The 19,907-nt window shown below is 71.5% G+C and carries 20 protein-coding genes; 6 read left to right on the plus strand and 14 right to left on the minus strand.

Going from position 1 to position 19,907, the window contains the following annotated elements; genetic code table 11:
• Positions 1–10: 10 nt before the first annotated feature.
• The 5 genes from ACZ67T_RS04630 to ACZ67T_RS04650 form a co-directional block, all read right to left on the minus strand.
• The gene (locus ACZ67T_RS04630; protein WP_469981535.1) at positions 11–676 is read right to left on the minus strand and encodes an SCO2322 family protein; all 666 of its coding nucleotides are present in this window, start codon (positions 674–676) and stop codon (positions 11–13) included.
• Complete coding sequence (locus tag ACZ67T_RS04635; RefSeq protein ID WP_469981536.1) at positions 673–1,881, minus strand: prenyltransferase/squalene oxidase repeat-containing protein; 1,209 nt, start codon at positions 1,879–1,881, stop codon at positions 673–675. The genes ACZ67T_RS04630 and ACZ67T_RS04635 overlap by 4 nt, the downstream gene beginning before the upstream one ends.
• 342 nt (positions 1,882–2,223) lie before the next feature.
• Positions 2,224–3,429: an SPFH domain-containing protein gene (locus ACZ67T_RS04640; RefSeq protein ID WP_469981537.1), complete on the minus strand. Its 1,206-nt coding sequence runs from the start codon at positions 3,427–3,429 to the stop codon at positions 2,224–2,226.
• A 12-nt stretch (positions 3,430–3,441) separates the two neighbouring features.
• Positions 3,442–3,708, minus strand: coding sequence for a hypothetical protein (locus ACZ67T_RS04645; RefSeq protein WP_469981538.1), 267 nt, complete (start codon positions 3,706–3,708; stop codon positions 3,442–3,444).
• Positions 3,709–3,863: 155 nt separating this feature from the next.
• On the minus strand, positions 3,864–4,901 hold the full coding sequence (locus ACZ67T_RS04650) for an MBL fold metallo-hydrolase (RefSeq protein WP_469981539.1): 1,038 nt from the start codon (positions 4,899–4,901) through the stop codon (positions 3,864–3,866).
• A 199-nt stretch (positions 4,902–5,100) separates the two neighbouring features.
• On the opposite strand from ACZ67T_RS04650, the gene ACZ67T_RS04655 reads away from it, so the two are divergent.
• Positions 5,101–6,582: an aldehyde dehydrogenase gene (locus ACZ67T_RS04655; protein ID WP_469981540.1), complete on the plus strand. Its 1,482-nt coding sequence runs from the start codon at positions 5,101–5,103 to the stop codon at positions 6,580–6,582.
• Positions 6,582–6,815: a ferredoxin gene (locus ACZ67T_RS04660; RefSeq protein ID WP_469981541.1), complete on the plus strand. Its 234-nt coding sequence runs from the start codon at positions 6,582–6,584 to the stop codon at positions 6,813–6,815. Before ACZ67T_RS04655 ends, ACZ67T_RS04660 begins: the two co-directional genes overlap by 1 nt.
• Positions 6,816–7,110: 295 nt before the next feature.
• Here the strand turns inward: ACZ67T_RS04660 and ACZ67T_RS04665 are convergent, their stop codons facing one another.
• Positions 7,111–7,731 carry a TetR family transcriptional regulator gene (locus tag ACZ67T_RS04665; RefSeq protein ID WP_469981542.1) on the minus strand — a complete coding sequence of 207 codons (621 nt, stop codon included), beginning with the start codon at positions 7,729–7,731 and terminating at the stop codon, positions 7,111–7,113.
• A gap of 236 nt (positions 7,732–7,967) precedes the next feature.
• Here ACZ67T_RS04665 and ACZ67T_RS04670 point away from each other — a divergent pair, with 236 nt between their 5' ends.
• The 3 genes from ACZ67T_RS04670 to ACZ67T_RS04680 are packed head-to-tail and all read left to right on the plus strand — an operon-like array spanning position 7,968 to position 11,169.
• Positions 7,968–9,362 (plus strand): glycosyltransferase family 4 protein, encoded by a 1,395-nt coding sequence (locus ACZ67T_RS04670; RefSeq protein WP_469981543.1) that lies wholly within the window; start codon positions 7,968–7,970, stop codon positions 9,360–9,362.
• Entirely contained in the window at positions 9,356–10,087 is a 732-nt protein-coding gene (locus ACZ67T_RS04675; protein ID WP_469981544.1) for a class I SAM-dependent methyltransferase, read from the plus strand. Before ACZ67T_RS04670 ends, ACZ67T_RS04675 begins: the two co-directional genes overlap by 7 nt.
• Positions 10,084–11,169 (plus strand): prenyltransferase/squalene oxidase repeat-containing protein, encoded by a 1,086-nt coding sequence (locus tag ACZ67T_RS04680; RefSeq protein WP_469981545.1) that lies wholly within the window; start codon positions 10,084–10,086, stop codon positions 11,167–11,169. Before ACZ67T_RS04675 ends, ACZ67T_RS04680 begins: the two co-directional genes overlap by 4 nt.
• Here ACZ67T_RS04680 and ACZ67T_RS04685 read toward each other — a convergent pair.
• Entirely contained in the window at positions 11,163–11,459 is a 297-nt protein-coding gene (locus ACZ67T_RS04685) for a hypothetical protein (protein WP_376263101.1), read from the minus strand. The two genes, ACZ67T_RS04680 and ACZ67T_RS04685, sit on opposite strands and share 7 nt — an antisense overlap.
• A 119-nt stretch (positions 11,460–11,578) precedes the next feature.
• Between ACZ67T_RS04685 and ACZ67T_RS04690 the strand changes: the two genes are divergently transcribed.
• Positions 11,579–12,154, plus strand: a complete 576-nt coding sequence (locus tag ACZ67T_RS04690; protein WP_469981546.1) for a hypothetical protein — start codon at positions 11,579–11,581, stop codon at positions 12,152–12,154.
• A 28-nt stretch (positions 12,155–12,182) separates the two neighbouring features.
• Here the strand turns inward: ACZ67T_RS04690 and ACZ67T_RS04695 are convergent, their stop codons facing one another.
• The 7 genes from ACZ67T_RS04695 to ACZ67T_RS04725 form a co-directional block, all read right to left on the minus strand.
• Positions 12,183–13,193, minus strand: a complete 1,011-nt coding sequence (locus ACZ67T_RS04695; RefSeq protein ID WP_469981547.1) for an LLM class F420-dependent oxidoreductase — start codon at positions 13,191–13,193, stop codon at positions 12,183–12,185.
• Between the two features lie 113 nt (positions 13,194–13,306).
• Positions 13,307–14,155: a hypothetical protein gene (locus tag ACZ67T_RS04700; RefSeq protein WP_469981548.1), complete on the minus strand. Its 849-nt coding sequence runs from the start codon at positions 14,153–14,155 to the stop codon at positions 13,307–13,309.
• Between the two features lie 149 nt (positions 14,156–14,304).
• The gene (locus ACZ67T_RS04705; protein ID WP_469981549.1) at positions 14,305–15,318 is read right to left on the minus strand and encodes an N-acetylmuramoyl-L-alanine amidase; all 1,014 of its coding nucleotides are present in this window, start codon (positions 15,316–15,318) and stop codon (positions 14,305–14,307) included.
• Positions 15,319–15,372: 54 nt separating this feature from the next.
• Positions 15,373–16,023: a class I SAM-dependent methyltransferase gene (locus ACZ67T_RS04710; protein WP_469981550.1), complete on the minus strand. Its 651-nt coding sequence runs from the start codon at positions 16,021–16,023 to the stop codon at positions 15,373–15,375.
• A 125-nt stretch (positions 16,024–16,148) separates the two neighbouring features.
• Complete coding sequence (locus ACZ67T_RS04715) at positions 16,149–17,474, minus strand: M20/M25/M40 family metallo-hydrolase (RefSeq protein ID WP_469981551.1); 1,326 nt, start codon at positions 17,472–17,474, stop codon at positions 16,149–16,151.
• Positions 17,471–18,841 carry a cytosine permease gene (locus tag ACZ67T_RS04720; protein ID WP_469981552.1) on the minus strand — a complete coding sequence of 457 codons (1,371 nt, stop codon included), beginning with the start codon at positions 18,839–18,841 and terminating at the stop codon, positions 17,471–17,473. Before ACZ67T_RS04720 ends, ACZ67T_RS04715 begins: the two co-directional genes overlap by 4 nt.
• Positions 18,838–19,803, minus strand: a complete 966-nt coding sequence (locus tag ACZ67T_RS04725) for a DUF1177 domain-containing protein (RefSeq protein ID WP_469981553.1) — start codon at positions 19,801–19,803, stop codon at positions 18,838–18,840. The genes ACZ67T_RS04720 and ACZ67T_RS04725 overlap by 4 nt, the downstream gene beginning before the upstream one ends.
• Positions 19,804–19,907 lie beyond the last annotated feature (104 nt).

The following is a 19,907-nucleotide window of genomic DNA, read 5'->3' on the forward strand; positions in this document are numbered from 1 at the left end:
CGTGCCTGCCTCAGCCGCGCCGGCGGCGGGCCTGCCAGGCCGCGGCCGCGCCGAGCACGACGACGGCGGCGCCACCCGCGATCAGGCCGACGGAGGGGCCGCCGCCGTCGGACGCCGCGTCCTTGGATCTGCCCGGCTCGGTCCCCTCGGAAGTCCCCTTGGAGGAAGACACCTGCTCGCCGCAGCCCGTCTTCGGGAAGCCGGCGATGGAGCACAGCAGCGCCTGGTTGTTGTAGCGCAGCGGCTTGGCGACGGCGGCGAGGGCGTCCGCGCTGGTCGCGTCGTCCGCGACGCGCGCACACGCCGTACGCGGCTTCGGCGGCGTCTCACCGGACGGCGCGTCCTGCGCCGTGCCGAAGTCGACGACGAGCGCCACGCGCTTGTCCCCGCCCTTCGCCGGAGTGTCCGCGCAGATGGCGTCGAAGGAAACAGCCCCGCGCGGCTTCGCCGAGTCCTGCGAGTCCTCGCTCACGGAGAACCGGAACCCCTGCACATCGCCGTCCGACGGGCGGGCCGTCGACGGGCCCTGCGACGCGTACACCCAGGCGGAGCCGTCGCGGTCCCAGAACGACCAGTAGCGATAGCCGGTCGCCTGCGCCTGGCCCGCCCCCGCGACGAGCGCACACAGCACGCCGCATATGAGAACGGCCAGGCTTCGGCGGCGGTAGGTGGTCACAGCTGCTGCTTCTTGCGGCCGCTGAACAGGAAGCCGATGCCGATACCGGCGACGGCCGCGACGGCGACGACGTACCAGACGCTGATGCCGCCGCCGTCGTCCTTCTTCTCGTCCTTCTTCTCCTCGGCCGCGGCCTTCGTGGAGGCGGGCGCGGGACCCGTCGCGTTCAGGGCCTTCACGAGGTCCGTGCCGCCGAAGTCACGGGGGTCGGCGCCGGCCGCGTGCGAGGCGAGGACGAGCTGGGCGTAGGCGGCGGGACCGCTCTGCGCGGCCCACTGCGTGGCGTTCTTCTCCAGCCAGCTCAGCGTGGGCGCGGCCTGGTCGCCGTGGCCCGCGGCCGAGAGCGCGGTGACCGCGTCCGCCGTGTTGCCGTAGTCCGGCTGGTCCTTGGCGCCCGGCATCGACGACATGAGGTGGTGGTCCTTGGCCAGCGCCTCGGTCAGGTAGGCGGAGCCGTTCTGCGCGGCCTGCGCCGCGTCGGGGGTGCCCGATCCCTCGCAGGACGGGGCCCCGGCCTGCTTCGCGCCGTCCGCGGCGAGGCCCTTGCCGAGCCCGCCGAGCACACCGGCCGCCGTCGCGTCCGCGTTGGCCGCGAGCTTCCCCTTCTTGTCCGGCTGGTACGCGAACGCGCCCCCGCCGTCCTTGCCGCACGGGATGGACAGCTTGACGAGCGCGGCCTGCGCCGACGTCACCTTCTCGCCCGCCGCGGCGAGCGCGCCGATCACCACGGACGTGGAGTTCGCGTCACTCGCGCCGCCCGGGTTGTAGCCCCAGCCGCCGTCGTCGCCCCGCACGGACTCCAGCCACTTCACGGCCTTGCCGACCTCGGCGTCGTGCCCGCCGAGCGCGGCGAGCGCCTGCACCGCGGCGCCCGTGCTGTTGGAGTCGACAGGCGTCTTGGCGTCGCACGCCTTGCCCGTGTCGGCGCGGAACGCGGCGAAGCCGCCGTTCGCGCACTGCTGCCCGGTCAGCCAGTCCACGGCCTTCGCGGCGGGCTTCACACCGGCCGTGTGCTGGGCGAGCAGCGAGAGCGACTGCCGCCAGACACCGTCGTACGTCGGGTCGGCCTTCCCGTAGAGCCCGGAGGGGATCGCCACCGAGGGGGACGCGGAGGGCGCGGAGTCGTCCGCGAGGGCGGCCGGGGCGGTGGCCATGCCGATGACGGCGGTGGCCGCCACGAGCGCGGCGCTGCGGCGAATGTTCATGGTGGGGCGGGTGCCTCTCCCTGCGGGGAGCCGGGCGGCACGGCACACGCGGGCACCGGGCGGCTCCGGCTCCGTATGCCTCGACGGTGCCGGCCACCGGCGGTGCCGGTGACGCGAGCCGGTCACGCGCCGCACGGGGCAGTCCGGCTCACCACCTGGGTGGTTCACGGTTGCGGGGTCAGCGCCGGATTCGCACCGGCTTCCCCCCGTGCGGGCATGATGACGACCCGCCCACTGTACCGGCCCGTAGGTGCCCCCCCCCGGGGCGCCCGAAGGGCCGGGACGGACCGAAGTCCGCCCCGGCCCTTCGGGACGGGCGGGCCCAGCCGATGACGACCGTGCCTAGCGGATGTCGACCGGCCCGTCGTCGCCGCCGTCACGGCCGTCGCGGCCGTCCCCCGGGCTCGACGCCGCTCCCAGGTACCGCTGGATCTCCATCTCGCCGCCGCTCTTCTTGGCGTCGCCGTCCGGCGTGCCCAGGTTGCGGCGGACCGAGTCGAGGATGGTCAGCCCCTGGCCGACGAGTCCGGCCGCGATCTCACCGAGGCCGTCCGCGCCGTTGAGCACGTTCACGTTGGCGCCCTTGAGACCGCCGGCCGCCTCCTTCACGATCTGCGGCAGCTGGTCGATCAGCATCCGGTCGAGCGCGACCCGGTCGTACGACGCCGCCGCCGCGGCCTGGATCTTCATCCGCTCGGCCTCGGCGATGGCCATGACGCGGATGCGCTCCGCGTCCGCCTCCGCGGGCTTCACGACCTCGGCCACCAGCTGCTGCTGGCGCAGTTCGGCGGCCCGCTCGGCCAGCTCGGTGCGCGCCGCGAGGACCTCCTGCTCGGCGTGCGCCTGGGCCAGCGGCCCGGCCTGGGCGGCCGCCGCCTGCGCGCGGTCCACCTCGGCCTTGTACTCGGCCTGGACGACGGCGGTCTGCCGGGCGTACTCGGCCTGGTTGCGCTGGGCCTCCTGCTGCGCCTGGGTCGAGGCCTGGGTGGCCTGCGCCTGCGCGATCTGGGCCTGCCGCTGGATGGCCGCCTTGTGCGGGGCGGACATCGCGTCGATGTAGCCGGTGTTGCCGTCGTCGATGGACTGGATCTGGAGCGAGTCCACGATCAGCCCGATCTTGGCCATCTCGGCCTTCGAGGTGTCGAGCACCTCGGCGGCGAGCTTCTGCCGCTCCGTGACGATCTCCTCGACCGTCATCGAGCCGATGATGGAGCGCAGGTGACCGGCGAAGATCCGGCCGGTCAGGACCGACATCTGGTCCTGGTCGGACAGGAACCGCTGGCCGGCGTTGACGATGGACTCCGTGTCGTTGCCGACCTTGAACGCGATGACGGCGCGCACGGTCAGGGCGATGCCCTGCCGGGTCACGCACTTCTCGACGACCTCGGCCTCGGACATGGCCAAGGACAGAAAGCGGGTCTTGCGGAAGATGGGCAGGACGAATTTTCCGTGACCCGTCACGACCCGGAACGGCGCTCCCCCAAGTCCCCGCCTGCCACCCGAGATCAGCATCGCCTCATCGGGAGCGGGAACGCGATATCCGAACATCCTTCAGTCTCCTTAGCGGGCGTCACCCGTGTCGCCGGAGCCGTCGGTCCGCTCGTCGTCGAGCGACGGATCGCTCCAGGCCATGACGACGACCTGGCGGGTGCCGCGGGACTCGATCACCAGGACCGTCGCCCCGCGCTCCATGGGTTCGTCGGACCACGCGAGGAACGTCTCGCTGCCGCCCCGCACCCGCACCAGTACCTCGCCCGGGCCGTCGGCTCCGCGTGTGGCGATGACCAGCTTCCCCGTACAGCCGACCACGGCCTCGTCCGGCGCCATCGGTGGCCGCCCCCTTGTCGGTCCAGTTCTGAGATGCCAGACATTACGCCTGTTGCCACCCGCGGACCATGCGCCGGAAGGCCCGCCGGGCCGGCTGTTTCGCACACCCGGTAAAGATCGCGCAACGCTGGTAAAGAACAGGTCAAGTGCGTAGGTCAGACCGGCGCATACGCCACCGGGTCGCTCCCGGCGACCGCCTCCGCGCGGCCGAGTTTCACCAGTCGGCGCAGATGGGCCTCGGCCTCCGAGACCGCGATGGTGCGCGACCCGTAAGGGATCTGTTCCCACGGCCGGTTCCACTCCATCCGCTCGGCGAGCTGCCAGGGGGTGAGCGGGGTGGCGAGCAGGGTGAGCAGGCCGGTGAGGCGCTCCTCGTGGTGGTCGAGCAACTCCCGTACGCGGGCGGGGGCGTCGGTGAACGTGTGCTGGTGGGCGGGGAGCACCTCGGCGGGGGCCAGGCGCCCGACGCGTTCCAGCGAGTCCAGGTAGTCGCCGAGCGGGTCGGTGACCGTGGCGTCGTCGGGGTCCTCGTAGAGGCCGATGTGCGGGGTGATGCCGGGGAGCAGATGGTCGCCGGAGAAGAGGCGGCCGTTGCCCGCGAGCCCGGCGGGGTGGTCCTCCTCCAGGTGCAGGCACACGTGGCCCGGGGTGTGGCCGGGTGTCCAGATCGCGCGCAGGCGGCGGCCCGGCAGGTCGAGCAGATCGCCCGGGGTGATGGTGCGGTCGGGGAGCGCGGGGGCGAGGCCCGGGAGGCTGCGCGCCCGGCCCGAGTCGCGGGCGGCGATCAGTGGCGCCATGTGCTCCTCGGGGGCGCCGGCCGCGGCGAGCTTCGCGGCCATGAACCCGTACCAGCGCTCCGGCGGGTTCTCGCGGGTGCGGCGTACCACGGAGACATCCGCCTCGTGCATGGCGATCCAGGCGCCGGACACCTCGCGCACCTTGGCCGACAGGCCGTGGTGGTCGGGGTGGTGATGGGTGATCAGGACCCCCGTCACCTCGCCGACGCCCGTTCCGCAGGCGGCGAGGCCCTCGGTGAGGGCGTCCCACGACTCGGGATCGTCCCAGCCGGTGTCGATGAGGACGGGCCCGCGGTCGGTGTCGAGAAGGTGGACCAGGGTGAAGCCGAGCGGGTTGTCGGGGATCGGCACCCGAAGGGACCAGACGCCTCCGCCGTGGTCGGTCACCTGCGTCATCGGGCCCCACCTCTCGTACGACGACCTCGAACTCCCGCCACTGTAATAGAACTTGTTCCAATGGTCGCCCGGGTCGACTTGTTGCGCGACGGTCGCCTCACCGACCCGTGGACCCGTGGACTCCTGGAACTGGAACTGGTATCAGTTTCCAAAGGTTCTGATGCAGTGTCAGAAAACGTCCCGCGAGAGGCGGTCGGTCATGACCGGGCATGGGGAACGGCTTGAGCACGAGTTCGTGGAGCACGGACAGCTCTATATCGGCGGGGAGTTGACGCAGCCGTCCGGAACGGACGTCATCGAGGTGATCTCCCCGCACAGCGGCGAGGTCTTCGGGCGCGTGCCGCACGCGGCACCCGCCGATGTCGACCGCGCGGTCGCCGCCGCCCGCCGGGCGTTCGACGAAGGACCCTGGCCGCGGCTCCCGCTCGACGAGCGGATCGCGGTCGTCACCCGCATCAAGGACGCGATCGCCGTACGGCACGAGGAGATCGCCCGCCTCATCTCCCGCGAGAACGGCTCCCCGTACTCATGGAGCGTCCTCGCGCAGGCCCTCGGCGCGATGATGGTGTGGGACTCCGCGATCACCGTCGCGAAGAACTTCACCCACGAGGAGACGCGCGACGGCGCGCTCGGGAAGATCCTCGTGCGGCGCGAGCCGGTCGGCGTCGTGGCGGCCGTGGTCCCGTGGAACGTCCCGCAGTTCGTGGCCGCCGCCAAGCTGGCGCCCGCGCTGCTCGCCGGCTGCACCGTCGTCCTCAAGCCGTCGCCGGAGTCGCCGCTCGACGCGTATCTGCTCGGCGAGATCGCGAAGGAGGCGGGCCTTCCGGAGGGGGTCCTGTCCATCCTTCCCGCGGACCGCGAGGTCAGCGAGTACCTCGTCGGGCACCCGGGCGTCGACAAGGTCTCCTTCACCGGATCGGTGGCCGCGGGCAGGCGCGTCATGGAGGTCGCCTCGCGCAACCTCACCCACGTCACCCTCGAACTCGGCGGCAAGTCCGCGGCCGTCGTCCTGCCGGACGCCGACCTCGCGACGACCGTCCCCGGTCTCGTCCAGTCCGCCTGGATGAACAACGGCCAGGCCTGTGTCGCCCAGACCCGCATCCTCCTGCCCCGCTCGCGCTACGACGAGTTCGCCGGAGCGCTCACGGAGGCGGCGGCGGCGCTCGTCGTGGGCGACCCGCTCGACCCGGCGACCCAGGTCGGCCCGCTGGTCGCCGAGCGCCAGCAGCGCCGCTCGCTCGACTACATCCGCATCGGCCAGGAGGAGGGCGCCAAGATCCTCACCGGCGGCGGCCGTCCCGCCGGGCTCGACCGGGGCTGGTACGTGGAGCCGACCCTGTTCGGCGGCGTCGACAACTCGATGCGCATCGCCCGCGAGGAGATCTTCGGCCCGGTCATCTGCCTGCTCCCGTACGGCGACGAGGCCGAGGCGCTGAAGATCGCCAACGACTCCGACTACGGGCTCAGCGGCAGCGTGTGGACGGCCGACGTCGCGCACGGCATCGACGTCGCGCGGCAGGTGCGCACCGGCACGTACAGCGTGAACACCTTCAGCCTCGACATGCTCGGCCCGTTCGGCGGCTACAAGAACTCCGGTCTCGGCCGGGAGTTCGGGCCCGAGGGGTACAGCGCCTACCTGGAGCACAAGATGATCCATCTGCCAGCCGGCTGGGAGGCGTGATGGGGGACCGCTGGCAGGTAGAGGTCGACCGGGGCGTGTGCATCGGCTCGGCCCAGTGCGTCCACCACGCCCCGGACGCCTTCCGTCTCGACTCCGGTCGGCAGTCCCGGCCCCTCGAGACGGAGGCCGACGCCAACGAGAAGATCCTGGCGGCGGCGGAGGGATGCCCCGTGGAAGCCGTCATGATCACGTTGCTGGGCAGCGGGGAGCCGGTCTTTCCGCCGGAAGACTGAAGAAAAGTCCCCTTTGATGGGTTGCGTCACGACACAGGCGGTCTATCCTGGTAATTGGCCTATGAGGCGAGTGAGGGAGTCCGACCGGAGTAGCCGACTGTGGCGAGATGCAAACGGCATCCGCCGTGGCCGACGTCGACGGTAGGGCTGAGAGGCCGGAAGGCAGTAGCAGAGCCGGAAGGCGACCCCTAATACCTGATCCGGACCATGCCGGCGCAGGGAACCCGTCTCGTAGGTCTTTTCCGTGCCCCGGTGCCGCTCGCCGCTCCGGGGCACGGGTGCTCCGCGGTGCCGCCTACTTCCGGGCGTCCGGCGTGGTGAGGTCGATCAGCCGGCACACCATCTCGATGTCTATCTTCACCTGCGCGATCGAGGCACGCCCGGACAGCCAGGTGATGAGCGCGGAGTGCCAGGTGTGCTCGATGACGCGGACCGCGGAGAGCTGCTGCGGCGTCGGGTCGTCGAGCTCCATGGCGTCCAGGATGATCGCCGTCGTCTGGCGGGAGACCTGGTCGACCTCGGGGCTCACGCTGCGGTCGGCGAAGGTCAGGGCGCGCACCATCGCGTCGGCGAGGTGCGGTTCGCGCTGGAGCGCGCGGAAGGCCCGCATCAGGGTCTCCGCGACCCGCTCCGAGGGCAGGTCGGACGAGGGCGGGCGCTTGCGGACCGTCGCGTGCATGTGCTGGAGCTGGTCCTGCATCGTGGCCACGAGGAGATGCACCTTGGACGGGAAGTACCGGTACAGCGTGCCGAGCGCGACCTGTGAGGACTCGGCGACCTCACGCATCTGCACCGCGTCGAACCCGCCGCGGCTGGCCAGCTGGGCGCTCGCGTGCAGGATGCGGCGGCGGCGCGCCTCCTGGCGCTCGGTGAGGGGCGGCGACGCCGGATGTGCTGTCTTCGCTTCCGCTGTCATGTGTCCCGTTCCGTGGCTGTCAAGCCGTAATCCGGTGTTTTCGAGAGGCTCATCATGGCAGGGGAGCGGGGGCTCCGTCGTGGCGCGAATCACCTGATCCGAGCGTTACAGCGAGGCTACCTGCCGGTAGATTCTGTGCTCCTTGAAGGATCAAAGAGCCGGCAACTCTGAAACTTGTTCTAGATTAGCGCCCACGCGTAGTCTCGCGTGAACGTGCCGCGAGAAGGGGGCCACGAGTGACCGCTGAGGCCATGGAGGCGGGGCCCCGGGCCGGGTCCTCCGCCGACGGTGACCGTCCGTTGCGCATCGCTCTCCTTACGTACAAGGGGAACCCGTTCTGCGGCGGGCAGGGCGTCTACGTACGCCATCTGTCCCGCGAACTCGCCCGGCTCGGGCACCAGGTCGAGGTCATCGGCTCCCAGCCGTACCCCGTGCTGGACGAGGGCGAGGACCTGTCGGGGCTCCGCCTCACCGAGCTGCCCAGCCTCGACCTGTACCGCAGTCCCGACCCGTTCCGCACCCCCAAGCGCGACGAGTACCGCGACTGGGTGGACGCGCTCGAGGTCGGCACCATGTGGACCGGCGGCTTCCCCGAACCCCTCACGTTCTCGCTGCGCGCCAGGCGCCATCTGCGGGCGCGGCGCGGCGAGTTCGACATCGTGCACGACAACCAGACGCTGGGCTACGGCCTGTTGGGCGGGCCCGCCGCGCTCGGCGCGCCCCTCGTCACCACGATCCACCACCCCATCACCGTCGACCGGCAGCTGGAGATCGACGCCGCGCCCGACTGGAAGCGGCGCGCCTCCGTACGGCGCTGGTACGCGTTCACGCGGATGCAGAAGCGCGTCGCCCGCCGCCTGCCGTCCGTGCTCACCGTCTCCGGGACCTCGCGCCAGGAGATCGTCGACCACCTCGGCGTGCGCCGGGACCGGATCCGTGTCGTGCACATCGGCGCCGACACCGACCTGTTCTCGCCGGACCCCTCGGTCGCCGAGGTGCCGGGCCGCATCGTGACGACGTCCAGCGCCGACGTCCCCCTCAAGGGACTCGTCTTCCTCGTCGAGGCGCTCGCCAAGGTCCGCACCGAGAACCCGGCCGCCCACCTCGTCGTCGTCGGCAAGCGCGCCGAGGACGGGCCCGTCGCCGCGGCCATCGAGAAGTACGGCCTCGAAGGCGCCGTGTCCTTCGTCAAGGGCATCACCGACGCCGAACTCGTCGACCTCGTACGGTCGGCGGAGGTCGCCTGCGTGCCCTCCCTGTACGAGGGCTTCTCGCTGCCCGCGGCGGAGGCCATGGCCACCGGCACCCCCCTGGTCGCCACCACCGGCGGAGCGATCCCCGAGGTCGCCGGGCCCGACGGGGAGACCTGCCTCGCGGTGCCCACCGGCGACGCGGGCGCCCTGGCCGCCGCGCTCGGCAGACTCCTGGACGACCCGCGGCTGCGGGCGCGGCTCGGCGCAGCCGGACGCCAACGAGTACTGCGGAACTTCACCTGGGCCCGCGCGGCGCTCGGCACCGCCGAGCTCTACCGCGAGTCCATCGCCCGCTCGGCCGGCCGGACCACCGGCGCCGCGGCCACCACCCCTCTCGAACGTGCAGGATCCGACCGCGAAAGCAGGGCCACGTGCTGACCGTCGACTTCACCCGCTTCCCGCTCGCCGCAGGCGACCGCGTCCTCGACCTCGGCTGCGGAGCCGGGCGGCACGCGTTCGAGTGCTACCGGCGCGGGGCCCAGGTGGTCGCCCTCGACCAGAACGGCGAGGAGATCCGCGAGGTCGCCAAGTGGTTCGCCGCGATGAAGGAGGCGGGTGAGGCCCCCGCGGGCGCCACGGCCACCGCCATGGAGGGCGACGCCCTCAACCTCCCCTTCCCGGACGCCTCGTTCGACGTCGTGATCATCTCCGAGGTGATGGAGCACATCCCCGACGACAAGGGCGTGCTCGCCGAGATGGTCCGCGTCCTCAAGCCGGGCGGCCGCATCGCCGTGACCGTGCCCCGCTACGGCCCCGAGAAGATCTGCTGGACCCTCAGCGACGCCTACCACGAGGTCGAGGGCGGCCACATCCGCATCTACAAGGCGGACGAACTCCTCGGCAAGATGCGCGAGGCGGGCCTCAAGCCGTACGGCACCCACCACGCGCACGCCCTGCACGCGCCGTACTGGTGGCTGAAGTGCGCGTTCGGCGTCGACAACGACAAGGCGCTGCCCGTGCGGGCGTACCACAAGCTCCTGGTCTGGGACATCATGAAGAAGCCGGCGCTCACCCGGGTGACCGAGCAGCTCCTCAACCCGGTCGTCGGCAAGAGCTTCGTCGCGTACGCCACCAAGCCGCACCTGCCCAAGGCCGAGGCGTGACGAGCCCGGAGAAGACCGAACACCTCGTCCTGCCCGGCGTACTGACCGCGGAGCAGGCCGCCGCGACCGTCCGCGGGCTCCTCGCCGTGCAGCGCGAGGACGGCGCCATACCGTGGTTCCGCGGCCACCACCTCGACCCGTGGGACCACACCGAGGCCGCCATGGCCCTCGACGCGGCCGGCGAGCACGACGCCGCCGAGCGCGCCTACGACTGGCTCGCCCGCCACCAGAACGAGGACGGCTCGTGGTACGCGGCCTACGCCGACGGCGACGCCGGTGACATCACCGACCACGGCCGCGAGACGAACTTCGTCGCCTACGTCGCCGTGGGCGCCTGGCACCACTACCTCTCCACCGGCGACGACGCCTTCCTCGACCGCATCTGGCCCACCGTGTACGCGGCCATGGAGTTCGTCCTGCGGCTCCAGCAGCCCGGCGGGCAGATCGGCTGGAAGCGCGAGCCGGACGGGACACCCGTCGACGAGGCGCTCCTGACCGGCAGTTCGTCAGTGCACCACGCGCTGCGGTGCGCTCTCGCCATCGCCGAACAGCGCGAAGAGCCCCAGCCCGACTGGGAGTTGGCGGTCGGCAGCCTGCGGCACGCGATCCGCCGCCACCCCGAGCGGTTCCTCGACAAGGACCGCTACTCGATGGACTGGTACTACCCCGTCCTCGGCGGCGCCCTCACCGGCTCGGAGGCCGAGGAGCGCATCCAGGAGTCCTGGGACCGCTTCGTCGTCCCCGGGCTCGGCGTGCGCTGCGTCGTCCCCAACCCGTGGGTCACCGGCGGTGAGAGCGCCGAACTCGCCCTCGCCCTGTGGGCGGTGGGCGAGTCCGACCGCGCTCTGGAGATCCTCCAGTCGATCCAGCACCTGCGCGACCCGGAGTCGGGCCTGTACTGGACCGGCTACGTCTTCGACGACCGGGCGGTCTGGCCGAGGGAACTGACCGCGTGGACAGCCGGTTCGGTGCTGCTCGCCGTCGCCGCGCTCGGCGGTGACGAGGCCACCTGCTCGGTGTTCGGCGGCCGCCTCCCGGCGGGCTTCGAACCGGAGTGCTGCGAGGAGAGCCCCGCTCAGTAACGGCGCAGCCGGCCGGCGACGACGTGCCCGACGAACAGGTACACCACCGCCGCCAGGCCGTAGCCCGCGACCACCCGCGCCCATTCGTCGTCGAACGTGAACAGGTCGTGCGACCAGCCGGCGAGCCACCGGGCCGCGTCGTGGATGAACTGCACGAGATCGTTGCCGCGGTTGGCTTCCAGCAGGTACATCAGGATCCACAGGCCGAGGATGGCGGCCAGGATGTCTGCGACGACCATCACGATCGTCGCGGCTTGGTTGGTGCCTCGCGTTGCTTGGCTGGGAGACATGAAGCACTGGTTACCGTTCCACGGCGGGTGAAACCCGTACGGGCTCGCCCGGGTCGCGCAGCCGTAGGGGCCGGGGGACGCTGCCAGGGAGCAGAAGCACTGTGCCCTGGAGGTTTGTCGTGACCGGTTCCACCCTGCCCATACGCCGCGCTGTCGTGGCGCTCACCGTCAGCGCCGCGCTCCTCGTGGGCGGGACGGCGTGCAGCGGCAACGACACGACGAAGCCCAAGAAGTCGGCCACCGTGGCCGCGGATGTGGCGGAACCGACCCCCACCACCTCCGCCGAGAAGCAGAAGTTCGCCAAGACGCGCTTCGTCGCCAACGCGGGGCTCGCGGCCGGCGCGACCTACCAGTGGATCGTGAAGCCGTACCGCAAGGGCAAGTTCAAGAAGGGCGCCCATGGGCGCAAGCTCGCCCTCGTCAAGGCGGGTGTCGCGGGCGCGTTCGCGTACAACCGGTTGAAGGCGGCCTTGAAGAACGCGAAGGGCGACCCGCTCCTGTCCAAGGCCGTCGCGCCGCTCGCCGTGGGCATCGACAAGCTGAAGGACCTGCCGTCCAAGCTGCGCAAGGGCGACGGTGCCGCCGTCAACTCCTTCGACGATGTCATCAACTCGGTGAAGGACGCGGGCAAGAGCGCGGGCGCCGAGGTCAAGGACAAGGTGCCGTCGGCCAAGGAACTGTCCTCGGGCTCCTAGCGTCCGCCCTCCAACCCAGCTCCTCGGACTACGAGTTGAGCTCGGCCAGGACCCGCAGTGTGTGCGGGTCCGGAGCCAGGACGAGCAGGTCGGTGACCGGGCCCTTGCGCCACAGCTCAAGACGTTCGGCGATGCGCCCCCGCGGGCCGACCAGCGAGATCTCGTCGGCGAAGGCGTCCGGCACGGCCAGCACGGCCTCCTCGCGCCGTCCCGCGAGGAAGAGCTCCTGCACCCGGCGGGCCTCGTCCGCGTACCCCATGCGCGCCATCAGGTCGGCATGGAAGTTGCGCTTGGCGTGGCCCATGCCGCCGATGTAGAAGCCCAGCATCGCCTTCACCGGCAGCAGCCCCTCCGCGACGTCGTCGCAGACCGTGACGCGGGCCATCGGCGCGATCACGAAGCCCTCGGGGAGGTCCCTGAGGGAGGCCTCGTACGCGTCCGTGCGCGTAGGCGACCAGTACAGCGGGAGCCAGCCGTCCGCGATGCGGGTCGTCTGCGCGATGTTCTTCGGGCCCTCGGCGCCGAGCAGGATCGGCAGGCCGGCGCGCAGAGGATGCGTGATCGGCTTCAGCGGCTTGCCGAGGCCGGTGGCGTCCTCGCCGCGGTACGGGTGGGCGTGGAAGCGGCCGTCCGTCTCGACCGGGCCCTCGCGCCGCAGGACCTGCCGCACCACGTCCACGTACTCGCGGGTCGCCGTGAGCGGGGACTTCGGGAACGGCCGCCCGTACCAGCCCTCCACCACCTGCGGCCCCGACAGGCCGAGCCCCAGCATCATGCGGCCGCCGGACAGATGGTCGAGGGTGAGCGCGTGCATCGCCGTCGTCGTGGGGGAGCGGGCCGCCATCTGCGCGATCGCCGTGCCCAGGCGGATGCGCGAGGTGTGCGCCGCGATCCACGTCAGCGGCGTGAAAGCGTCGCTGCCCCAGGACTCGGCGGTCCACACCGAGTCGTAGCCCAACCGCTCGGCCTCCTGGGCGAGTTCGAGGTGGCGCGGGTCGGGACCGCGGCCCCAGTAGCCGAGCGCGAGTCCGAGTCGCATGGCCGCTCCCATTTCTGACGCACTGTCAGTTCGTGGTTCCGGGGCGACTGTACGACAACGGCCCCCCACCCGGAAGACGGGCGAGGGGCCGTGACGCGGAAGCCGGGGCGACGTCAGCCGCGCTGGATCCCGGTCGTGTCCTGGAGGACGCCGCGACGGCCGTCCTGCGTCTGGGCCACCAGGCCCGGGCCGCGCTGCTCGACGGCCAGGTACCACGTGCCGGGCGCCAGCTCGGCGATCGGCGTCGGGGAGCCGTCCTCGGCGTACAGCGGACGCGGCACCGGCACCGCGAACCAGAACGGCGAGAAGTCGCCGGCCGGGGCCTGTGCGGCGGCCTGCGGCGCGGGCGCCGCCGCCTGCTGCTGCGGCTGGGCGGCACCGTAGGGCTGACCCGGCTGACCGGGCTGGGCGCCGTAGGGCTGGCCCGGCTGCTGGGCACCCGGGTAGCCGTAGCCACCGGCGGGCTGCGCGCCGTACGGCTGCGGGGCCTGCGGACGCGGGGCGCCGACGAGGGCACCCTTCAGCGCGGGCACGAGCGGCGTCGCGACAGCGGCACCCGCGAGCACGAGAGCGGCGATCAGGCCGAGGATGATGCCGGTACCGGCACTCGGCCCGTTGTCCGTGGTGCTGCCGGCGTTGTTGAAGCCACCCGCCGGGTCGAAGATGTTCCCGAGCGCGCTCCACGCCGAGAAGACGGCGAGGGCGATGCCGAACTGGCCGAGGTCGAGACCTGCGACCTTCGGCACGGTGGGCAGCCCCCGGGCGACGACGATCAGCACCGCGGCGATGACGCCCGCGAGGAAGACGCTGAACAGGAGCGGCGCGCTCTCCCAGGCGTTCGGAAGGTCGGCGCTGCTGGAGATCCCGTCGATCGAATAGATGTCGAGGAACGAGGCGATGAACAGCAACACCGCTGCTCCGATCACCACGCCGTCGCCTCGAGTGAGGGAGCGGATATTCACTTCAGGTCCTTCGTCAGTCGTCCGGTCGTCGGCGGCGGAGGCGTCGCTGTCGCTGCTGTGCCGTGCGAAGCGCGGGGGTGGCCCCACATCGTAGGGAGACACTATCGTCCGTGCGGCGGGGGTGTCTGCCGAGATCCGCAGGGTGAGAACTACCCGCGCAGGAAACTCACGATTCCGTCAGACATGCCCTGCGCCGCCTTCTGCCGCCATGTGCCGCTCGTCAACAGGGCCGCGTCCTTCGCGTCACGCATGTTGCCGCACTCGATGAACACCTTCGGCACCGTCGAGAGGTTGAGGCCTCCCAGGTCCTTGCGCACGTCGAGGCCGGTGCCGCCGCCGATGTAGTTGGAGGGGGCCGAGCCCGTGGCGCGCAGGAAGTTGCCCGCGACGCGTTCGCCGAGATCGCGCGAGGGGCCCGCGATCGCGGTGGTGTCGGCGGAACCGGATTTCACGGATGCGGGAAGGATCACATGGAAGCCGCGGTTGCCCGCCGCGGAACCGTCGGCGTGCACGGAGATCACCGCGTCCGCGTGCGCCTTGTTGCCGATCCGGGCGCGCTCGTCCACGCACGGGCCCCAGGAGCGGTCGCCGTTCTGGGTCAACTCGACGGTGGCGCCCTGCTGTTGGAGCAGGGTGCGCAGTCGGCGCGAGACGTCGAGGGTGAACTGGGCCTCGGTGTAACCGGCGTTGGTCGACGTGCCCGTCGTATCGCATTCCTTGCGGTTCGTTCCGATGTCGACGAGCCGGTTGATCTCGGCGGTGTGCCGGAAGTTGCCCGGGTTGTGACCCGGGTCGATGACGACGACCTTGCCCTTGAGAGGGCCGGACCCGGCGGGCTCGGCCGGGGAGGCGGGCTGCTTCGACTTCGACGGGGTGGTGCTCGGCGACCTTTCGCCCTTCTTGCCGTCGTCGGACTTCGACGGGGAGGGGGACGGGGTGCCCGTCCCGGCCGTCGACGACTGGCTCGCGGCGGGCAGCGTCTTCGCGGGCTCGCCCTCGCCCGGGCCGCCCACCACCTGCCAGATCAGCCACCCGGCGAGAGCCGTGGGCACGAGCGCGGCGAGCGTCACGGTCAGCGGACCGCCGCTGAACCGGCGCGGCCGCCGGGGGCCGTCCCCGTCGCCGTCGAAGAAACCGTCGCTGTCCGGACCTACGTATGACACGTGAGTGAGCCTAGCGGTCGGAGCCTGTGGCCGGGTCCCGGACACAGGCTCCTGTCAGATCCCGGGGCCTGTTCGGCGCAGGACGCGCAGGGAGTCCGTGGCCGAGACCTCGGTGAACGCGCCGGATTCCAGAGCCCTGAGGTAGATGCGGTACGGGGCCTGGCCCGTCCACTCGTCGATCTTGACCGGGAACACGTCGTGGATGAGGAGCAGGCCGCCCTCGGCGACGTGCGGGGCCCAGCCCTCGTAGTCGGCTGTGGCGTGCTCGTCGGTGTGGCCGCCGTCGATGAAGACGAGGCCGAGCTTGCCGCCCCAGACGGCGGCCACCTGCGGGGAGCGGCCCACCAGGGCCACGACGTGGTCCTCCAGGCCGGCCGCGTGCAGCGTGCGCCGGAACGTGGGGAGGGTGTCCATGCGGCCGACGACCGGGTCGACGGTCTCCGGGTCGTGGTAGTCCCAGCCCGGCTGCTGCTCCTCGCTGCCGCGGTGGTGGTCCACGGTGAGCGCGCTCACGCCGGCCCCTCGGGCCGCGTCGGCGAGCAGGATCGTGGAGCGCCCGCAGTACGTGCCGACCTCCAGGAGCGGGAGCCCGAGCGTGGCGGCCTCGGCGGCGGCCGCGTGGAGCGCCAGCCCTTCGCCGAGCGGCATGAACCCCTTGGCGGCCTCGAAGGCGGCGAGGATCTCCGGCTTGGGTGCCGCGCTCATGGTGGTTCCCCTGTCCTAGGCATGTTGTACAAGGCCGCTCATGCTGCCGTACGCCCCCGCCGCCGGGTGCGGCGGGGGCGTACGGGGGGTGAGCCCGGGTCAGGGGCGATCGGGGGAGCCGCGGGTCAGCAGCTCTGCCAGAGGCGGGTCATGACGCGGACGCCGAACCGCAGGCCCTCCAGCGGGACGCGCTCGTCGACGCCGTGGAAGAGGCGGCCGTAGTCCAGGTCGTGCGGCAGCTTGAGGCCCTTGAAGCCGAAGCAGCGGATGTCCAGCTTGGTGAAGGCCTTGGCGTCGGTGCCGCCCGGGTTGCAGTACGGGACCGGGTGGCCGTCGGGGTCCTCGGCGCGCACGGCCTCGCACATGGCGGCGACGAGCGGGCCGTCGAACGTCGTCTCCATGGCGATGTCGTGGTTGACCCACTCGCGCCGCACGGACGGCAGGAGCAACTCGTCGATGGTGTCCACGAGTTCCTGCTCGTGGCCGGGCAGGAAGCGGCCGTCGACGCGGGCGGTGGCCCTGCCGGGGATGACGTTGGTCTGGTAGCCGGCCGTGAACATGGTGGGGTTCGCGGAGTTGCGGAGCACCACCTGCATGAAGTCGGCGACCGGGCCCAGCCTGGCGAGTTCGGCGTCGAGGTCCTCGGCCTCGAAGTCGATCTTCACGCCCTTGAGTGCGGCGGCCTCCGCCAGCAGCGCCCGTACGGGCTCGATCAGGCGGATCGGGAACGTGTGGCGGCCGATGCGGGTGAGGGACTCGGCCAGGTCGGTGACCGCGTTCTCGTCGTTGGGGGACGAGCCGTGGCCGGCGCGGCCGGTCGCCGTGAGCTCCATCCAGGCCATGCCGCGCTGGGCGTTCTCGATGGGGTAGAGGCGCTGGGTGTCGTCGATCGCGTACGAGAATCCGCCGCCCTCGCCGATCGCCTCGGTGACGCCCGCGAAGAGTTCCGGGTGGTGCTCGACGAGCCAGTGCGCGCCGAACCTGCCGCCCGCCTCCTCGTCGGCGAGGAACGCGAGGACGATCTCCCGCGAGGGGCGGGTGCCGGTGCGGGCGAAGTGGCGGGCGGTGGCCAGCATGACGGCCACCGTGTCCTTCATGTCGATCGCGCCGCGGCCCCACAGATAGCCGTCGCGGATCTCGCCGGAGAAGGGCGGCACCTGCCACTCGGCGGCGTCGGCGGGCACGACGTCGAGGTGGCCGTGCACGAGGAGGGCGCCGCGGGTGCTGTCCGCGCCGGGGATGCGGGCGATGACGTTCGCCCGGCCCGGCGCGCTCTCGACGAGGGTCGAGTCGATGCCGGCCTCGGCGAGGCGGGCCACGACCCAGTCGGCGCAGGCGCGCTCGTCGCTCGTCGGGTTGGACGTGTCGAAGCGGATCAGCTCCGCGCACAGCCCGACGACCTCGGCCTGGGCCTCCTCGGATGCGGGGGTCAGGGCGCTGGGGGTGTTCATGCCGCTCCCACGGGGGTCGCTTCGGGGGCGGCGGGGACGGTGGTGTCCTCGTCGTCCAGGGCGGAGGTGCCGTACGGCCGCACGAGGCCGAGGAGGCCGAGGACGGCGTACAGGACGAAGGCGGTGGCCAGCGAGTTGAGCGCCGGGATGCCGACCGTCACGTACTTGCCGACGCAGAACGCGGCGATCCAGATCACGATCGACAGGGGCACCCAGGTCGGTGAGGACGCGGGCAGCGTCCCGGCCTCGCGGGTCTCGTCGAGCGGCTTGCGCATGCGGCGTACGACCCAGTACTCGGCCACGATGATGCCGCCGATGGGCGGGATGGCGACGCCGAGCACGGACAGGAACTCAGTGAAGTGGGTCATGATCCCGACGGCCGAGAGCAGGGTGCCCGCGAGGCCGAGCGCGACGGTGACGGCGCCGCGGTGCAGGCGCTTGCCGAAGACGACCTGGAAGAAGTTGACGACGCCGAGCGAGGAGCCGTACAGGTTCCAGTCGTTGATCTTCGCGGTGGACATCAGGACCACGATCACACCGAAGGCCCCGGAGGTGGAGAGCACGATGTGCGACACCTCGCTGGACTTCACCAGGTGGCCGAGCAGCACGCCCGTGAGGCCGACGATGTACTCGGAGAGGATCATCGACGAGGCGCTCTGCAGGAAGACGTGCGAGCCCTTGCGGTTGTAGCGGGTCATCTCGGGGGAGACGATCGCGCCGGTCATGTAGCCGCCCGCGATGGCGGTGGCCGCGACGGCGAGCGGGATCGTCTGCCCCGGCGCCGGCGAGCTGATCAGGTCGCCGATGGAGTGGTCCATCAGGGCGTCCGTGACCGACCAGGCGACCATGGCGAAGAACAGCGGGGTGACGATCTTCGCGAAGAGCGCCATGTAGCGGAAGCCGAAGATGACCAGGACGGTGATGGCGAGGCCCGCGGCCACGCACCACATCCAGGACGGTCCGCCGACGAGCGCGGACACGCTGTTGCCGAAGATCGTGTTCTGCACCCCGAACCAGCCGACGAGGCTGACCGCGATGACGAAGCTGACCAGCGCGGAGCCGTTGCGGCCGAAGCCGATCCAGCGGGTGAGCATCGGGGTCGCGAGGCCCTCGCGCATGCCGGCCAGGCCGATCGCGAAGATCACCACTTCGAGGATGACCGCGCCGAGCGTGAAGGCGAGGAACGCGTTCCCGAACGTCATGCCGACGCCGATGGTGGCGCCCAGCGTGAACTGCGAGATGGAGCCCGACTGGGCGAGCCACTGGAGCAGCATCGTCCAGAAGCCGAGACGCTGGTCGCGCGGGACGCGGGTCAGCGAGTAGTCGTCGCTGCCGAGCCGCTTGGTCTCGGTGTCTGTGGCGGTCATGAGGACTCCCGGGGCTCACGGCTCTCATGGCCGAGGGTCTGAAGGTGGGACAGGGAGCCGTAGCGGCTCACGAGGTTGTCGAACTCGGCCTCGTCGTGGAAGTCGAGGCGCCCGCCCCCGTACGCCTTGGCCGTCTCGACGGCGAAGCGCGCGGCACTGGCGATGTCGGTCTCATGGCTCGCGCCGGTCTGGCAGCCGGGGACCGCGGCGGCCGAGGTGACCGCGAGGCCGACGACCGGAGCGGGGGTCGCCGTGGCCGGCTGGAGGATCGAATTGATGTGATGTGCACCGTTACCGTACGGCGTGATGTCCTGCGTGGTCACCGGGTATGTGACCAAGGGCTCACCCGTGACGACCGCGAGCAGCTCGCCGAGCGCCTCGCTGACCCGCAGGACCCACCCCTCCTTGACGGTGGGGGACAGGGCGAGGCCCTTGTGGTTGATGATCCGGTTGCCCTTGGTGGTGTCGATGGAGAGCACGGCCTCCATCTCGCCGGTGACCTCGTGCCGGTTCATCGTGGCGATGTCGACCGGGGAGTCCATGAAGGGGACCGGGTCGTGCGGGGCGGTGGGCGCGTCCGGGCAGATGTGCGTGGCGACGATGACGTCGCCCGGCAGCACGTCGCCCTTGCGGCGCATGTCGAGCAGCTTGGCCGCGGTGGCGAGCGCGGCGGCGGCGCCGTCCGCGTCGGAGACCAGGCCCGTCATCTCGGGCCGGGCGCCGACACCGCCGAGGCGGCCGACCACGCCGAGCGTGCGGGACGCGCCGCCGCTCGTACGCCCCGTGCTGCCCGGGATGCGTACCAGCAGGAAGTCGGTCGAGCCGCGCTCGCCGGTGACGGTGGTGACCTCGGCGCCGCAGCCACCGGGGCCCGCGACCGAGTCGAGGTACTCCACGGCGCGTTTGCCGTCGGCGTTCGGGTCGTCGAGGAGTTCGACGACATCAAGGACGTACTTCAGCATTGGGCGGCCTCTCTCGCTCCCGACACTCACTCCAGGTCGGGTGGTGCTGACAGCAGATTCGGGATCGGTTAGCGTTGTCGGCAACTGTTTCCCGTTATCTGCAA

The sequence above is a fragment of the Streptomyces sp. NPDC107517 genome, from assembly GCF_055582645.1.

Excerpts from the sequence above, each read along its gene's own strand:
- ACZ67T_RS04635 (WP_469981536.1), bottom strand. The coding sequence starts at position 1,881 with ATGAACATTCGCCGCAGCGCCGCGCTCGTGGCGGCCACCGCCGTCATC.
- ACZ67T_RS04640 (WP_469981537.1), bottom strand. The coding sequence starts at position 3,429 with ATGTTCGGATATCGCGTTCCCGCTCCCGATGAGGCGATGCTGATCTCG.
- ACZ67T_RS04645 (WP_469981538.1), bottom strand. The coding sequence starts at position 3,708 with ATGGCGCCGGACGAGGCCGTGGTCGGCTGTACGGGGAAGCTGGTCATC.
- ACZ67T_RS04650 (WP_469981539.1), bottom strand. The coding sequence starts at position 4,901 with ATGACGCAGGTGACCGACCACGGCGGAGGCGTCTGGTCCCTTCGGGTG.
- ACZ67T_RS04655 (WP_469981540.1), top strand. The coding sequence starts at position 5,101 with ATGACCGGGCATGGGGAACGGCTTGAGCACGAGTTCGTGGAGCACGGA.
- ACZ67T_RS04660 (WP_469981541.1), top strand. The coding sequence starts at position 6,582 with ATGGGGGACCGCTGGCAGGTAGAGGTCGACCGGGGCGTGTGCATCGGC.
- ACZ67T_RS04665 (WP_469981542.1), bottom strand. The coding sequence starts at position 7,731 with ATGACAGCGGAAGCGAAGACAGCACATCCGGCGTCGCCGCCCCTCACC.
- ACZ67T_RS04685 (WP_376263101.1), bottom strand. The coding sequence starts at position 11,459 with ATGTCTCCCAGCCAAGCAACGCGAGGCACCAACCAAGCCGCGACGATC.
- ACZ67T_RS04695 (WP_469981547.1), bottom strand. The coding sequence starts at position 13,193 with ATGCGACTCGGACTCGCGCTCGGCTACTGGGGCCGCGGTCCCGACCCG.
- ACZ67T_RS04710 (WP_469981550.1), bottom strand. The coding sequence starts at position 16,023 with ATGAGCGCGGCACCCAAGCCGGAGATCCTCGCCGCCTTCGAGGCCGCC.
- ACZ67T_RS04715 (WP_469981551.1), bottom strand. The coding sequence starts at position 17,474 with ATGAACACCCCCAGCGCCCTGACCCCCGCATCCGAGGAGGCCCAGGCC.
- ACZ67T_RS04720 (WP_469981552.1), bottom strand. The coding sequence starts at position 18,841 with ATGACCGCCACAGACACCGAGACCAAGCGGCTCGGCAGCGACGACTAC.
- ACZ67T_RS04725 (WP_469981553.1), bottom strand. The coding sequence starts at position 19,803 with ATGCTGAAGTACGTCCTTGATGTCGTCGAACTCCTCGACGACCCGAAC.